This window comes from Nocardioides sp. Soil805 (genome assembly GCF_001429625.1).
Lineage (GTDB): Bacteria > Actinomycetota > Actinomycetes > Propionibacteriales > Nocardioidaceae > Nocardioides.
Genome location: NZ_LMSU01000001.1, coordinates 521290 through 536020, shown reverse-complemented (window position 1 = coordinate 536020; position 14731 = coordinate 521290). Strand labels below are relative to the sequence as shown.

Annotated in this window: 13 protein-coding genes; 8 read left to right on the top strand and 5 right to left on the bottom strand. The window is 73.2% G+C overall.

All coding sequences use genetic code 11. The features are described from left to right. Positions 1-25: 25 nt before the first annotated feature. Positions 26-955, bottom strand: coding sequence for a transglutaminase family protein (locus ASG94_RS02675; RefSeq protein ID WP_056926244.1), 930 nt, complete (start codon positions 953-955; stop codon positions 26-28). Beyond that, on the bottom strand, positions 952-3477 hold the full coding sequence (locus ASG94_RS02670) for a circularly permuted type 2 ATP-grasp protein (protein ID WP_056924873.1): 2526 nt from the start codon (positions 3475-3477) through the stop codon (positions 952-954). Before ASG94_RS02670 ends, ASG94_RS02675 begins: the two co-directional genes overlap by 4 nt. 58 nt (positions 3478-3535) lie before the next feature. Between ASG94_RS02670 and ASG94_RS02665 the strand changes: the two genes are divergently transcribed. Both ASG94_RS02665 and ASG94_RS02660 read left to right on the top strand, forming a co-directional pair. Next, positions 3536-4408, top strand: a complete 873-nt coding sequence (locus ASG94_RS02665) for a GNAT family N-acetyltransferase (RefSeq protein WP_056924872.1) — start codon at positions 3536-3538, stop codon at positions 4406-4408. Positions 4409-4429: 21 nt separating this feature from the next. Then, positions 4430-4801, top strand: coding sequence for a DoxX family protein (locus tag ASG94_RS02660; protein ID WP_056924871.1), 372 nt, complete (start codon positions 4430-4432; stop codon positions 4799-4801). A 21-nt stretch (positions 4802-4822) separates the two neighbouring features. On the opposite strand, the gene ASG94_RS02655 is transcribed toward ASG94_RS02660, so the two are convergent. Then, positions 4823-5806 (bottom strand): hypothetical protein, encoded by a 984-nt coding sequence (locus ASG94_RS02655; RefSeq protein WP_056924870.1) that lies wholly within the window; start codon positions 5804-5806, stop codon positions 4823-4825. Positions 5807-5957: 151 nt separating this feature from the next. On the opposite strand from ASG94_RS02655, the gene ASG94_RS02650 reads away from it, so the two are divergent. Together ASG94_RS02650 and ASG94_RS02645 are read left to right on the top strand one after the other, a co-directional pair. Next, positions 5958-7727, top strand: coding sequence for a proline--tRNA ligase (locus ASG94_RS02650; RefSeq protein ID WP_056924869.1), 1770 nt, complete (start codon positions 5958-5960; stop codon positions 7725-7727). A gap of 8 nt (positions 7728-7735) precedes the next feature. Continuing rightward, the gene (locus ASG94_RS02645) at positions 7736-8443 is read left to right on the top strand and encodes an HAD family hydrolase (RefSeq protein ID WP_235537101.1); all 708 of its coding nucleotides are present in this window, start codon (positions 7736-7738) and stop codon (positions 8441-8443) included. A gap of 244 nt (positions 8444-8687) precedes the next feature. Here the strand turns inward: ASG94_RS02645 and ASG94_RS21945 are convergent, their stop codons facing one another. Then, positions 8688-9116 (bottom strand): ferritin-like domain-containing protein, encoded by a 429-nt coding sequence (locus ASG94_RS21945; protein WP_162260778.1) that lies wholly within the window; start codon positions 9114-9116, stop codon positions 8688-8690. Then, positions 9113-9637, bottom strand: a complete 525-nt coding sequence (locus tag ASG94_RS21940; RefSeq protein WP_162260777.1) for a hypothetical protein — start codon at positions 9635-9637, stop codon at positions 9113-9115. The genes ASG94_RS21945 and ASG94_RS21940 overlap by 4 nt, the downstream gene beginning before the upstream one ends. 92 nt (positions 9638-9729) lie before the next feature. Here ASG94_RS21940 and rimP point away from each other — a divergent pair, with 92 nt between their 5' ends. The 4 genes from rimP to infB all read left to right on the top strand — a co-directional run bounded on the left by rimP (position 9730) and on the right by infB (position 14686). Next, on the top strand, positions 9730-10230 hold the full coding sequence (rimP, locus tag ASG94_RS02630) for a ribosome maturation factor RimP (RefSeq protein WP_056924866.1): 501 nt from the start codon (positions 9730-9732) through the stop codon (positions 10228-10230). Next, positions 10230-11210, top strand: coding sequence for a transcription termination factor NusA (nusA, locus tag ASG94_RS02625; RefSeq protein WP_056924865.1), 981 nt, complete (start codon positions 10230-10232; stop codon positions 11208-11210). The genes rimP and nusA overlap by 1 nt, the downstream gene beginning before the upstream one ends. Before the next feature lie 147 nt (positions 11211-11357). Then, on the top strand, positions 11358-11651 hold the full coding sequence (locus tag ASG94_RS02620; protein WP_056926243.1) for a YlxR family protein: 294 nt from the start codon (positions 11358-11360) through the stop codon (positions 11649-11651). Positions 11652-11827: 176 nt separating this feature from the next. Then, on the top strand, positions 11828-14686 hold the full coding sequence (gene infB / locus ASG94_RS02615; protein WP_056924864.1) for a translation initiation factor IF-2: 2859 nt from the start codon (positions 11828-11830) through the stop codon (positions 14684-14686). The last annotated feature ends 45 nt before the right edge of the window (positions 14687-14731 follow it).

Below are 14731 nucleotides of genomic sequence, written 5' to 3'. Positions count from 1 at the left end.
GTCAGGGACTACCCCGGAACGAGGGTCAGGTCAGGTCGCCGGTGGACGGCAGCCGGGTCACGTCGACGGCGACGTCGAGGGACGAGCCGCCCGACTCGGTGAAGACCACGCCCTTGAGGGGCGAGACGTCGCGGAAGTCGCGACCCCAGGCGGTGACGACGTACCGCGAGTCGGCGAGGTGGTCGTTGGTCGGGTCCAGGTCGACCCACCCGCCGCCCGGCACCATCACCGACGCCCAGGCGTGCGAGGCGTCCGAGCCCTCGAGCTTCGCCTTCCCGGGCGGGGGAGCGGTCTCGAGGTAGCCGCTGACGTAGCGCGCCGGCAGCCCGACCGCACGCAGGCAGCCCAGGGCCAGGTGCGTGAAGTCCTGACAGACCCCCTGCCGCAGGGCGAGCAGCTCGGGCAGGGTCGTGCGCACGTTGGTGACGCCCGAGGCGTAGGTGAAGTCCTCGAAGATCGTGTGCGTGAGCCCCACGATCGCCTGCCCGAGGGGAGCGGCGGGGTCGAGCACGCTGCGGGCGTAGTCGGCGACGCTGTCGTCCACGGCCACCAGGCGTGACGGCAGGGAGTACGTCGCGTGCTCGACCGGGTCCGCGTCCTCGGCGAGCTCCGCGACCGCCTCGCCGACCGTCCGCGCGTCGAGGGCGTCCAGGTCGACCTGCGGCCAGTCGACGTCGAGCACGCTGGTCTTGGTCACCTCGAGCACCCGGTGCGGGGTGCGGACCTCGACGTAGGAGGACCGGTTGCCGAAGTGGTCGATGTGCTCGCTGACCAGGTCGGGCTCCGGGGAGATCCGGACGTCGTTGCTCACCACCCGCTGGGTGGGCGTCGGTCGGGGACCCAGGAAGCCGCGCTCGTAGCAGGACGTCACGTCGGCGCCGTCGTAGGTGTAGGTCGTGCGGTGCCGCACCTCGTAGCGGCGAGGTGTGAAGTCCTCGGGTCCCTGGCGGCTCATCCGCGACCGCCCCACTGGCCGAGCAGCACCCGCGACGGGGGCTTGCGACCGAAGTAGCGGGTGCCCAGCTCCGCGGACAGCTCCCGCAGGGTCCGGGCCACCGTGTCGAGGGCGGCCGCGAGGCCGGCCCGGTCGCCGGCGCACACCTCGTCGAGGTCGAGGGCGCCGAGCAGGGACACCAGGCCCTCGCACCGCTCGACGAGGACCGGGTCGCCGGCCAGGGCCAGGGCCTCGCCGAGCCGGGTGACCTGGAAGGCGACCGACCGGGGGTTGCCGGGGTCGAGCAGGAGCAGGGACGTCGCCGAGTGCAGCGGCCATGCCGGTCCCTCCCCGGACGTCGTGCGCCGACGGTGGGTGATGATGCTCTCGCTGGCTTCCAGCACCGCCTCGGTCACCTGGCCGTCGATGACCGGCGGACGCTCGGAGGTCAGCGTGGCCCGCAGCAGGGCCAGCGTGTGCTGCGCCCGCTCGACGCGGATGCCGCCGTCGAGGAAGCCCCAGGTCTGGTCGCGCACCATGCTCTCGTGGACGACCCCGGCGACGGCGAGCAGCGACTCCAGGACGTTGTCGAGCTGCGGGCGCAGCTGCGCGCGCGGCGACGGGGCCCGCTCCAGGGTGCGGTCGAGGCGGCTGAGGACGTGCCAGATGTCCTGCGAGAGCTGGTCGCGGACGCTCTCGGCGGCCAGGACCAGGCGGTGGCAGGCGTGGGCCACGGTGCCCGTGCGGGCCGCGTCGCCCACCATGGCACGCAGGTGGTCGACCGTCCCCTGGCCCGCGACCGGCGCCACGCCCGTGAGCGCGGCCGCGGCCTGCACCATCACCTCCATGGTGGTGGCGCCGGGGGTGCCGGGTCGCTGGGCGTGGTCCTCGGCGAGGTCGTCGGCGACCCGCAGGAGGCGCGCGGTGCCCTCGGCCCGCTCGGCGTACCGGCCCACCCAGTAGAGGTTGTCGGCGACGCGAGGGGCGACCGCCACCCGGCGCTGGAGGCGGACCTGGGTGGGCTGGGCCTCCGGGGTGGCACGGCTCCAGCCGCCGACGACGGCGGCGTCGTCGGAGAGCACCCAGACGTCCTTGGCCAGTGCCCCGCTCATGCTGGAGACCAGCGACGAGGAGGCGTCGGTGTTGACCCGGGCGAGGCCGCCCGGCATGACGTGGTGCCGCTCGGTGTCGGTGACGCCGAAGGTGCGCAGCACGAGCCGCCCGGGAGCCAGGCCGGCCGGTGTCACGACCGGTGCGGTGGACATCGGCACGGGCTCCTGGCCGACCCACGCCCAGGGGCGGGCCTCGACCTCGCGGCGCAGGTCGTCGCGTCCGGCCGCGTCGAGCTCCCAGCCGAAGCGTGCCGAGAGCACCGGTCCCCGTGCCACGGGCTTGACCACGAGGCGCTCGACGTTGGCCAGGACGTGTGAGCGGGCCGCGGAGTCGCCGCACCACCACGTGGCGGCCGAGGGCAGCAGCAGGTCCTCGCCGAGGAGCCGGTGGGCGACCTCGGGCAGGAACGCCACCAGGCCGGCGTTCTCGAGCACCCCGGCGCCCAGCGGGTTGGCGAGCCGGACGGCGCCGCGCCGCGTGGCCTCGACCAGCCCGGCGATGCCGAGCTGGGAGTCGGGCCGCAGCTCGAGGGGGTCGCAGTAGTCGGCGTCGACGCGGCGCAGCACCACGTCGACCTCCTCGCGACGGGCGGTGCTGCGGATCCACAGCCGGCCGTCGCGGACGCTCAGGTCGTCGGCCTCGACGAGGGGGAAGCCGAGCAGGGTGGCCAGGAAACCCTGGTCGTACGCCGTCTCCGAGCCCGAGCCGGGGGAGAGGAGCACCACGCGGGGCAGGTCGACGTCGACCGGGGCGGCACTGCCCAGCGCGGCCGCCATCGTGTGGAACCAGCCGCGGAGCCGGGCCAGCGAGGCGTCGCGGTGCACGTCGGCGAGCACCCGGCTCGTGACACGGCGGTTGGCCATCGCGTAGCCGGCACCGGAGGGCGCGGCGGTCTTGTCGGCCATCACCGTCCAGCGTCCGTCGGCGCCGCGGGCGAGGTCGGTGGCGCCCACGACGAGTCGCTGGCCGGGGACCCGGTCGACGCTGCGGACGAAGTCGGGGTGGCCCAGCACCACTGCCGCCGGGACGATGCGGTCGCGCAGCAGTCGGCGCTCGCCGTACAGGTCGTCCAGCACGAGCTGGAGGAGCTCGGCGCGCTGGTGCAGGCCCTGCTCGAGCGCGGCCCACTCCTCGCTGCCGATGACCACCGGCAGCGGGTCGATGACCCAGCTGCGGCCCCGGTCGGCCGCGTCGCCCAGCCCGCCGTAGCGGATGCCGTCGTCCTCGACGAGGCGGCGCGACTCCGCGCGTGCCTCCAGCAGTCCCGTCAGTCCCATCGACGCCACGGCCGAGGCCACCACGTCCTGCCCTGGACGAAGGACCGACCCGTCGTACCACTCGTCGACGCCGGTCGGGCCGCCGAGCCCGTCGACGAGGGCGCGATACCCCGCGAGCGGCCCCTCCGGTGAGGCACTGGCGGAGGCGGTCACGCGAGCACCCTAGCGAGCACGTCTGCGGGGGTGGTCGATCTGTGGCAGGCTCGCGGCCGTGGTCACCGAGCAGGAGACGGACAAGCGGACCGAGAGCGCGCAGGTGCGCCTGCTCGGCCCCGACGACCGCGACCAGTTTCTCGCGCTGGCCGGCCGCGACCCGGTGGTCAACGTCTTCGCCGACTACCGCGCGCGGGTGACCAACCTGGAGCCGCGCTGGCTCGGTGGGGAGGTCTGGGGACGCTTCCGCGGGTCGACCCTGGTGGCCGGGTGCCACATGGGCGCCAACCTCGTGCCGGTCGGGTGCACGGCCGACGACATGGCCGCCTTCGCCGACCGGGCGCTGTCCCGCGTCCGCTCGACCGCGACGATCGTGGGCCCGCACGAGCCGGTCGCGGCCTTCTGGGACGTCGTCGGCGACCGCTGGGGCCCGCCACGCGAGGCACGCTGGCGCCAGCCCCACCTGCAGATCGACACCGACCCCGCCGTGCGTCCGGACCCGCTCGTGCGGCTCACCACGCGCGACGACCTCCCGGCGCTCTACCCCGCGTGCGTGGCGATGTACACCGAGGAGGTGGGCGTCTCCCCGGAGTCGGGGGGCGGCAAGGACTACTACCGCGCCCGCGTCCAGCAGCTGATCTCCCGTGGCTGGTCCTTCGCACGGTTCGACGAGCACGGCCGCGTGGTCTTCAAGGCCGAGGTCGCGTGCGCCACGCCGTACGCCGCGCAGGTCCAGGGCGTCTACGTGCACCCGGACCACCGCGGCCGTGGCCTGTCGGTCAGCGGCATGGCCGCCGTGGTCGAGCTGGTCCGTCGACGCGTCGCGCCGACGGTCTCGCTCTACGTCAACGAGTGGAACTCCCCGGCGCGGGCGGCCTACGCGCGGGTCGGCTTCACCGAGTCGGCCCGGTTCTCGACGCTGATGTTCTGAGGGCCCCCTAGGGTCGCGGTCATGACCCCCTCACCGCTCACGCGCGACGTCCGGGCCCTGTCGGGCATCTTCGCGATCTCCGGGGCCCTGCACCTGCTCAAGCCGGAGGTCTACGAGCCGATCATGCCGTCGGCCGTGCCGGCCCCACGCCAGGTCATCTGGGCGAGCGGGGTGGCCGAGATCCTCTGCGCCGGTGGGCTGCTGCACCCTCGCACCCGGCGGGCCTCGGGCTGGGCCAGCGCGGCGCTGCTCCTCGCCGTCTACCCGGCCAACGTCAAGATGGCCGCCGACGTCCGGGACAGCCGGCGGACCGGGCTCAAGGCCGCGGCCTTCGCCCGGCTGCCGCTCCAGCTCCCGATGATCCGTACGGCGCTGCGGGCCGCTCGCGGCTGAGCGCGGCCCGCACCCGGCGTCTCAGCCGACCGGGCGCAGCTCGAGGGCGGGCTCGGGGTCGGTCGCGTTCTCGCACTCCGTGAGCCGGCAGCGCACCGTCGCGTACTGGGTGCCGTTGGTGTCGAGCAGCACGGTGTCGGCGTCCTCCCAGCCGATCGCGCCGAACCACTGCCCGGCGTCGTACCGCGCCAGCAGCGTCCCGCGCACGGTGCGCACGCTGACGCGTCCCGGCCCGACCCCGTCGCTGAGGATGTGGACCGTCGCGATGCCGGTGCCGTCGGGGTTGACGCTCTCCACGCGCTCGTGGCACGACGTCCAGAGCGTGCGCCCGGGCCGGGAGAGGCGGCTCAGCACCGTGCAGCCGTCGAGGTAGGGGTCGGCGGTGTACGTCGACAGCAGGTCGTGCCCGACGTCCGCGACCCCGCCGACGCGCGTGGTCACCAGCGGGGTGCGACCGGTGCGGAGGTCCCACCAGAACGTGCCGCGCTCCCACGTGCTCATCAGCACCCGCCGGCCGTCCATGCCCAGGATGTTCGGGTAGTCGGGGAAGCCGCGCTTCGCCACGAGGCGGCCGCTGCGGGCCGAGTGCACGCTCACCGGGGAGCTGCGCCGGTTGCCGTTGCGCAGCCGCACCAGCCTCCGCCCGTCCTCGGAGACGGTGATGCTCCACGGGCTGGCCTTCAGCAGCGGCGTGACGCTGTCGTCGGGCCGCAGCCGCACCACACGGTGTGGACCGAGGCCGTCCTCGCCGGACGTGCCGAGGATGAACGCGCGACCCGACCGGCCGAGCAGGGTGACCCGCTCGGCGTCGATCGCGACCCTGCGGTCGCCGTCGACGAAGGTCGTGCCGTCGAGGTGGGGGATCGCGATGTCGGGGCCGCGGGACAGGTCCGCGGGGTCCAGGTCGGTCGTGGGGACGGCGGCACCGGCGGGCGCGGCGGCCAGCAGTGCCCCCGCCGTACCGATGGCGACGGCGGTCCTGATGGTCCGGAGGCGGAGCGTCATGGTGTCTCTCCCGTGCGTGGCTGGAGCATGTCTGGGGCGCGTGGTGCGGCGGGGCACGATCGGTCCCTCGTCAGGGAGACGCACGGACCCGGCACCGGGTTGCACCAATCTGGGTCGCGGTGCCGCGAGGGGCGCCAGTAGCCTTCGCCCCATGATCCTCCGCATGTCGAGCCTGTTCGTCCGCACCCTCCGAGACGACCCCAACGACGCGGAGGTCCCGAGCCACCGGCTGCTGGTGCGGGCGGGCTACATCCGTCGCAACGCGCCCGGTCTCTACACCTGGCTGCCGCTCGGGCTGCGGGTGCTGCGCAAGATCGAGAACATCATCCGCGAGGAGATGGACGCGATCGGCGCCCAGGAGCTCCTCTTCCCCGCGCTGCTGCCCAGGGAGCCCTACGAGGCGAGCGGGCGCTGGACCGAGTACGGCGACAACATCTTCCGGCTCAAGGACCGCAAGGGCGGCGACTACCTGCTCGGCCCCACCCACGAGGAGATGTTCACCCTCGTGGTCAAGGACCTCTACAGCTCCTACAAGGACCTGCCGCTGTCGATCTACCAGATCCAGAACAAGTACCGCGACGAGGCGCGTCCTCGCGCCGGGCTCCTGCGTGGTCGCGAGTTCGTCATGAAGGACTCCTACTCCTTCGACGTCGACGACGCCGGCCTCGAGGCGTCGTACCAGAAGCACCGCGAGGCCTACGTCCGGATCTTCGACCGGCTCGGCTTCGAGTACGTCATCGTCAAGGCGACCTCGGGCGCGATGGGCGGCTCGGCCAGCGAGGAGTTCCTCGCCAAGGCCGCCGTCGGCGAGGACACCTACGTCCGCTGCACGCACTGCGACTACGCCGCCAACGTGGAGGCCGTCGCGGTCCGCCCCCCGGCTCCCGTCGCGTACGACGACGCTCCCGCCGCCCACGCGGAGCAGACCCCGGACACGCCCACGATCGACACGCTCGTCGACCACCTCAACGCCGAGCACGCCCGTGCCGACCGTCCCTGGGCGGCCGGCGACACCCTCAAGAACGTGCTCGTCGTGCTGAAGCACCCCGACGGCACCCGCGAGCCGCTCGCCATCGGCCTGCCCGGCGACCGCGAGGTCGACCAGAAGCGCCTCGAGGGCCAGCTCGAGCCCATCGAGGTCGAGGCCATGGACGAGGCGGAGCTCGCGAAGCACCCCGCGCTCGTCAAGGGCTACATCGGTCCGGAGGTCCTCGGCGAGGAGTCGAAGTCCGGCATCCGCTACCTCGTCGACCCGCGCGTCGTCGAGGGCACTCGGTGGGTCACTGGCGCCAACGTCCCCGGCTCCCACGTGCTCGACCTGGTGGCCGGTCGCGACTTCACCCCCGACGGCACCATCGAGGCCGCGGACGTGCGCGACGGTGACGCCTGCCCGAACTGCGCCGAGGGCACCCTCGAGTCCGCACGCGGTGTCGAGATGGGCCACATCTTCCAGCTCGGCCGCAAGTACGCCGAGGCACTCGACCTGAAGGTCCTCGACGAGAACGGCAAGCTCGTCACCGTCACGATGGGGTCCTACGGCATCGGTCCCTCGCGGGCCGTCGCCGCGATCGCCGAGGGCACCCTCGACGACAGCGGCCTGTGCTGGCCGCGTGACGTCGCGCCCGCCGACGTCCACGTCGTGGCCGCGGGCAAGGACCCCGCGATCTTCGTGGCCGCCGAGGAGCTCGCCGCCGCGCTGTCGGCGCAGGGCGTCGACGTGCTCTACGACGACCGCACCGGCAAGGTGAGCCCGGGCGTGAAGTTCAAGGACGCCGAGCTCATCGGGGTGCCCACCATCGTCACGGTCGGCCGCGGGCTGGCCGACGGCGTGGTCGAGGTGCGCGACCGGGCCAGCGACGAGCGGCGCGACGTGCCGGTGGCCGACGCGGCTGCCGACGTCGTCGCCCTCGTCCGGGGCTGACGCACGCCGTGGGCGACGTGCAGGCGGTCATCTTCGACTGGGGCGGCACCCTGACCCGGTGGCACGACGTGGACTTCCACGCCGAGTCCCTGGCGCTGGCCCAGGCGGTGGTCAACGCCGAGCACCACTCGCCCGCCGAGATCACCTCCCGGCTGCACCGGGCCGGCGACGTGGTCTGGGGGAGGAGTCGCGACCACCAGCAGAGCGCCACGATCGCCGACCTCTTCGCCGAGGCCGGCCTCGACCACGACCCCGCGCTGCTGCGCGCCTACTACGACTTCTGGGAGCCGCACACCGCGACCGACCCGGAGTGCCGCCCGATGCTCGAGGAGCTGCGGTCCATGGGCCTGCGGGTCGGCGTGCTGTCCAACACCATCTGGCCGCGCGAGTGGCACGTCGGCTTCTTCGAGCGCGACGGGGTCTACGACCTGATCGACGGCGACGTCTACACGAGCGAGGTCCCGTGGACCAAGCCGTCCGCCCGGGCCTTCGGTGCCGCGATGGACGCCGTGGGCGTCACCGACCCGGCCGCCTGCGTCTACGTCGGCGACCGGTTGTACGACGACATCTGGGGCGCCCGGCAGGCGGGGCTGCACGCGATCCACGTCCCCCTCAGCACGATCCCGGCCGACCAGGTCGGCCACACCGAGGGCGAGCCGGACGCCGTCGTGCACTCGCTCGCCCAGGTGCCCGACGCCGTGCGCGGCCTGGGCTGAGCCCACCCACTTTTGCAGGTTTACGCAGCGCAGAAAGATGCAACCGCACGGAGGTGGGCGCGGGCACTTCCGTGCTGCATAGTTCTGCATGTGGCCGCCTCCCCACAGGGCGTGCCACACGGGTGATGCTGACCAACCCCTTGGTCCGCGTCCTCACCGGCTGGGGGAGATCTCGGGACTTCCCCACTCGGTGAGGGCGCGGACTTCCTGCATTTCGGGGCCCGCCGCCGGGTGGCCCGGTCCCTCAGCCCAGCTCGGGTGCCCCGGGGAACGCCGCGGGGCGGCCCCCCAGGCGCAGCTGCAGGAGTGCCGACTCGGTGAGGGCGGTCGCGGCCCACCGGCGGCGCGGACCGGCGGACTCCGCCACCAGCGCGGCGTACGTCTCGGCGCAGGCCTGCTCGGTGAGCAGCGCGGCACGGGAGACGCTCCGGGCGCTCCGCAGGCCCTCCGGCTCGTCGTACGCCGCTCCGGCCGCGACCGGGTCCGCGCCCAGGTCCGCGACGGCCAGGCGCAGCTGGTCGCGGCGGGCCCGGTGGGCGCGGTAGCCGTCCTGCAGGGTGGCGAACAGCGACGGATCCGCCGTCTGGGACGTCCGGCCCCCGTAGAGGCCGTAGAGGTGCAGGGCGGCGTGCTCGGCCGACAGGGTGGCCTGGAGCGCCTCGAGGGTGCTCACGCGGCCGCCCGCCGGCTGTCGAGGACGCTCAGGTGCTGGGTGACCGAGGCGGCCATGCTGGCCAGCGCGCGGGCGAAGTCGCCGCTCTGGGCCGTGCCGGTGGCCGCGCGCAGGGCGCCGGCCAGGCGCGTCTCGGCGCGGCGTACGCGGTCCAGGGCCAGCTCCTGCCGACCGGGCACCGTGGGCACGTCGGTGGTGTCCTGCTCCACGTCCGCGGCCTCGTCGAGCACCGCACGGTGGGCCGCGTGGACGTCCACGAGGGGCTGGAGGTCTCCCGCGAGCCGCGGGTGCCGGGCCAGCGTCGCCGTGACGAGCGCCACGGTGTCGTCGAGCGCGGCCAGGACGGTGCCCAGCAGCAGGACGTCGGCGTCCGGCTCCGGGTCCTCGGGCGCACCGGCCGCCGGCTCGGCGGAGGGTGGGTCGAGGGTGCACCCGGCGAGGAGGCCCGAGGCCGCGAGGGTCCCGGTGAGGCCCAGGCCCACCGCCGTACGGCGGGAGACGGGGCGGGCGCGCTGTGACACGCCCGGAACCCTATCCGCCGCCGGTGGACCGGGCGCGGACAGCGGCTATCGTGGCTCCTCGAAGGACAACAGCACAAGGAGGTCGCACACTCGTGAGCAGCGCCAGGCAGGACGCCACCCGGGACCGGATCGAGGAGGCACTCGTCGGACCCCTCTCCGAGCAGGGCCTCGACGTCGAGGCGGTGGAGGTCACGCCGGCGGGCAAGCGGCGTGTGCTGCGCGTGGCCGTGGACAAGGACGGCGGGGTGACGCTCGACGACGTCGCCGACGCGACGCGTGCGGTCTCCGAGGTGCTCGACGCCTCCGACGTGATGGGGGAGATGCCCTACACGCTCGAGGTGACCTCGCGCGGCGTCGACCGACCGCTGACGCTGCCGCGCCACTGGCGCCGCAACGCCGACCGCCTGGTCAAGGTGACCCCCGTCGACGGGGAGCCGGTGACCGGCCGCATCACCACGAGCGACGAGACCTCGGTCACCCTCGACGTCGACGGCAGCCCCCGGGTCCTGTCGTACGCCGAGGTGGCCAAGGCCCACGTGCAGATCGAGTTCAACCGCAAGACCGACAAGAGCGACAAGAGCGAGGACGCCTGATGGACATCGACCTGAGCATCCTGAGGATGCTGGAACGCGAGAAGGAGATCTCCTTCGACGTGCTCGTCGAGGCGATCGAGCAGGCCCTGCTCACGGCGTACCACAAGACCCCCGGCGCGCAGGCGACCGCGCGGGTGGAGCTCGACCGCAAGAACGGCCACGTCAGCGTGCTCGTCCGCGAGGTCGACGAGGAGGGCAACGCCTCCGAGGAGTACGACGACACCCCCGCCGGGTTCGGCCGGATCGCCGCCACGACCGCGAAGCAGATCATGCTCCAGCGGCTGCGCGACGCCGAGGACGACATCCGCTTCGGGGAGTTCTCCGGCAAGGAGGGCGACATCATCTCCGGGATCATCCAGCAGGGCCGCAACCCCGACGACGTCATGGTCGACCTCGGCAAGCTCGAGGCACTCCTGCCCGTGGGCGAGCGGGTGCCGGGGGAGGAGTACAAGCACGGCGAGCGCATCAAGACCCTCGTGGTGTCGGTGCGCAAGGGGATGCGCGGGCCGCAGATCACCCTGTCGCGCAGCCACCCCAACCTGGTCAAGAAGCTCTTCGCGCTCGAGGTGCCGGAGATCGCCGACGGCACCGTCGAGATCGCGGCCATCGCCCGCGAGGCCGGCCACCGCACCAAGATCGCCGTGCACTCCACCGTCCCCGGCGTCAACGCGAAGGGCGCCTGCATCGGTCCGATGGGCCAGCGGGCCCGCAACGTGACCGCCGAGCTGCACGGGGAGAAGGTCGACATCGTCGACTGGTCGGCCGACCCGGCCGAGTTCGTCGCCGAGGCGCTGTCGCCGGCGCGGGTCAGCTCGGTGGAGATCGTCGACGCGACGACCCGCTCGTGCCGCGTGGTCGTCCCCGATTACCAGCTGTCGCTGGCCATCGGCAAGGAGGGCCAGAACGCCCGCCTCGCCGCGCGCCTCACGGGGTGGCGCATCGACATCCGCTCGGACGAGGCGCCCAAGCCCGAGGCCTGATCGTCGGGCCACCCGGAGCGTGGGCGGTTGCAGTGCTCCGAGCACCGGGACCGCCCACGACCTCGGGTCCGGGCCCGGAGGGGTGGGGCATCGGGCGGGGCCATTCGGGATTCAGCCGCGCAGGCGATAGAGTTTCCGTCGGTGACCATGACCGACGACCCGCGTGTGCCCATCCGCACGTGCATCGGTTGTCGGGCGCGGGCCACCAGGAGCGAGTTGTTGCGTGTCGTCATCGGCTCGGACGCGAGTGGTCACCCGGCCGCCTGCCCCGATCCACGCGGCACGGCTCCGGGCCGGGGGGCGCACCTGCACCCCACGACCCGGTGCTACGACCTCGCGGTGCGCCGGCGGGCGTTCTCCCGGGCCCTCAGGGCCAGGGAGGGACTCACCAGCACGCCCGTGGCGGACCACCTCGCAGCACAGCAGGCAGCACAGCACTGAGCACCACCAGTACCAAGACCCGAAGCAGCACCGACCAGATCAGTACCGATCAGAGACTGGAGCAGCAGCTCATGAGCACTCGATGAGTACTTCCCGATGAGTTTGCACACCCGCTAACGGTCCGAACCACCCCGCCGCACTCCTGCGACGACGGGTCTCGGGCCAGAAGGAGAATTGTGGCCAAGACCCGAGTCCACGAACTCGCCAAGGAGTTCGGCGTCGAGAGCAAGTTCGTTCTCGAGAAGCTCAAGGAGATGGGTGAGTTCGTCAAGTCGGCATCGTCGACCGTCGAGCCCCCCGTCGAGATGCGGTTCAAGAAGCAGTACGGCGAGCAGCTGAAGTCCGCTGCGGCATCGGCCCCGGCGGCCGAGCCCGAGGCCAAGCCGGCCGCGCAGGCCCCGGCCGAGAAGGCTGCCGAGGCTCCGGCCGCGGCTGCCGCGACCGCGGCCCCTGCCGAGGCGCCCGCCGCCGCCGCGTCGTCGTCGACCCCCGGTCCCCGACCGGGCCCCAAGCCCGGCCCCAAGCCGGCGCCCGCAGCCGAGCCCGAGGCGCCCGCCGCCGAGGCCCCGGCTGCCCCCGAGGCTCCGGCCGCCCCTGAGGCTCCGGCCGCTCCCGAGGCTCCGGCCGCGGCGGCTTCCGCGCCGGCATCGCCCAAGCCGGCCACGCCGGCTCCGCGGCCCTCGGCACGTCCCGGCGCCCCGCGCCCGGGCAACAACCCGTTCGCGTCCAGCCAGGGCATGGGTCGCCGTCCGGCGCCCGCCCCCGGTGGCGACGCGGCCCCCGGGGACCCGCAGCGTCCCCCGCGTCCCGCGGCGGCACGCGAGGGTGGCGCCCCGGGTCGTCCGGGCATGCCTCGCCCCAACCCGGCGATGATGCCCAAGTCCCCGGCCGCCTTCGGCTCGGGCCCCGGCGGTCGTCCCGGCCCCGGTGGTCCCGGTCAGGGTCGTGGTGGCGCCCCCGGTCGTCCGGGTGCTCCCGGTCGCGGCGGTGCCCCCGGTCGTGCCGGTGCCGGTGCCGGTGCTCCGGGTCGCCCCGGTGGCGCTCCCGGCGGCTTCGGCCCCAGCGGCGGCGGTCGTCCCGGCGGTGGCCGTCCCGGCCAGCGCGGCCAGACCCAGGGCGCCTTCGGTCGTCCCGGCGGCCCGTCGCGCCGAGGACGCAAGAGCAAGCGCGCCCGTCGCCAGGAGTTCGAGGCCATGGACGCCCCGACGCTGGGCGGCGTCCGCGTCCGCAAGGGCAACGGCGAGACCGTCCGCCTGCCGCGTGGCGCGTCCCTGACCGACTTCGCCGAGCGGATCAACGTCGATGCCGCTGCCCTCGTGCAGATGCTCTTCTCGCTCGGCGAGATGGTGACCTCGACCCAGTCGGTCGGTGACGAGACGTTCGAGCTGCTCGGCGAGGAGCTCAACTACGTCGTCCAGATCGTGTCCCCGGAGGACGAGGACCGCGAGCTGCTCGAGACGTTCGACCTCGAGTTCGGTGCCGACGAGGGCGAGGAGGCCGACCTGGTCGTCCGTCCGCCGGTCGTGACCGTCATGGGTCACGTCGACCACGGAAAGACCAAGCTGCTCGACGCCCTGCGCGACGCCAACGTCGTGGACAAGGAGGCCGGTGGCATCACCCAGCACATCGGTGCCTACCAGGTCCACACCGAGGTCGACGGCAACGACCGTCGCATCACCCTCATCGACACCCCGGGCCACGAGGCGTTCACCGCCATGCGTGCTCGTGGTGCCCAGGCGACCGACATCGCGATCCTCGTGGTCGCGGCCGACGACGGCGTCATGCCGCAGACGGTGGAGGCGCTCAACCACGCCAAGGCCGCCGGCGTACCGGTCGTGGTCGCGGTCAACAAGATCGACAAGCCCGACTCGGACCCGACCAAGGTCCGCGGACAGCTGACCGAGTACGGCCTCATCCCCGAGGAGTACGGCGGCGACGCGATGTTCGTCGACGTCTCGGCCAAGGCCGGGCTCAACCTCGACAAGCTGCTCGAGGCCGTGGTCCTCACCGCGGACGCCTCGCTCGACCTGCGGGCCAACCCCGACCAGGACGCGCAGGGCCTCGTGGTCGAGGCGCACCTCGACCGCGGTCGCGGCCCGGTCGCCACGGTGCTCGTCCAGCGCGGAACCCTCCGCGTCGGCGACTCGATCGTGGCCGGTCCGGCCCACGGTCGTGTCCGCGCCATGCTCGACGAGCACGGCAACGAGATCACCGAGGCCGACCCGTCGCGTCCCGCGATGGTGCTCGGACTCAGCGCCGTCCCGGGTGCGGGCCAGAACTTCATCGTGGTCGAGGACGACCGCATGGCCCGCCAGATCGCCGAGAAGCGCGAGGCGCGCGAGCGGGCGGCCATGCAGGCCAAGCGTCGCGTGCGTCGCAGCCTCGAGGACTTCATGGCCTCCATGGAGAAGGGCGAGAGCCAGGAGCTCAACCTCATCCTCAAGGGCGACGTGTCCGGCTCGGTCGAGGCGCTCGAGGACGCGCTGTCCAAGATCGACGTGGGCGACGAGGTGTCGCTGCGCGTCATCGACCGCGGTGTCGGTGCGATCACCGAGACCAACGTCGACCTGGCCGCGGCCTCCGACGCGATCATCATCGGCTTCAACGTCCGGCCCCAGGGCAAGGCGAGCCAGATGGCCGACAAGGAGGGTGTCGAGATCCGCTACTACTCGGTCATCTACCAGGCGATCGAGGAGATCGAGGCAGCGCTCAAGGGCATGCTCAAGCCCGTCTACGAGGAGTCGACCCTCGGTCAGGCGGAGATCCGCGAGATCTTCCGCTCGTCCAAGGCCGGCAACATCGCGGGCTGCATGGTCATCGACGGTCTCATCCGCCGCAACGCCAAGGTGCGCGTCCTGCGCGACGGCGCCGTGGTGGCCGACAACCTCGACCTGTCCTCGCTGCGCCGCGAGAAGGACGACGCCTCCGAGGTCCGCGAGGGCTTCGAGTGTGGTCTGGTGCTGCGCAACTTCCAGGACATCAAGATCGGCGACATCGTCGAGTCCTTCGAGATGCGCGAGATCGCGCGCAGCTGACCAACCGAGTGACCGGGCACTTTCGTAGCGCTCCGGGGCAGTGAC

Coding starts and splice junctions, on each gene's coding strand:
- ASG94_RS02620 (WP_056926243.1), top strand. CDS start 11,358: ATGACCGACGACCCGCGTGTGCCCATCCGCACGTGCATCGGTTGTCGG.
- ASG94_RS02655 (WP_056924870.1), bottom strand. CDS start 5,806: ATGACGCTCCGCCTCCGGACCATCAGGACCGCCGTCGCCATCGGTACG.
- ASG94_RS02675 (WP_056926244.1), bottom strand. CDS start 955: ATGAGCCGCCAGGGACCCGAGGACTTCACACCTCGCCGCTACGAGGTG.
- ASG94_RS02660 (WP_056924871.1), top strand. CDS start 4,430: ATGACCCCCTCACCGCTCACGCGCGACGTCCGGGCCCTGTCGGGCATC.
- ASG94_RS02650 (WP_056924869.1), top strand. CDS start 5,958: ATGATCCTCCGCATGTCGAGCCTGTTCGTCCGCACCCTCCGAGACGAC.
- nusA (WP_056924865.1), top strand. CDS start 10,230: ATGGACATCGACCTGAGCATCCTGAGGATGCTGGAACGCGAGAAGGAG.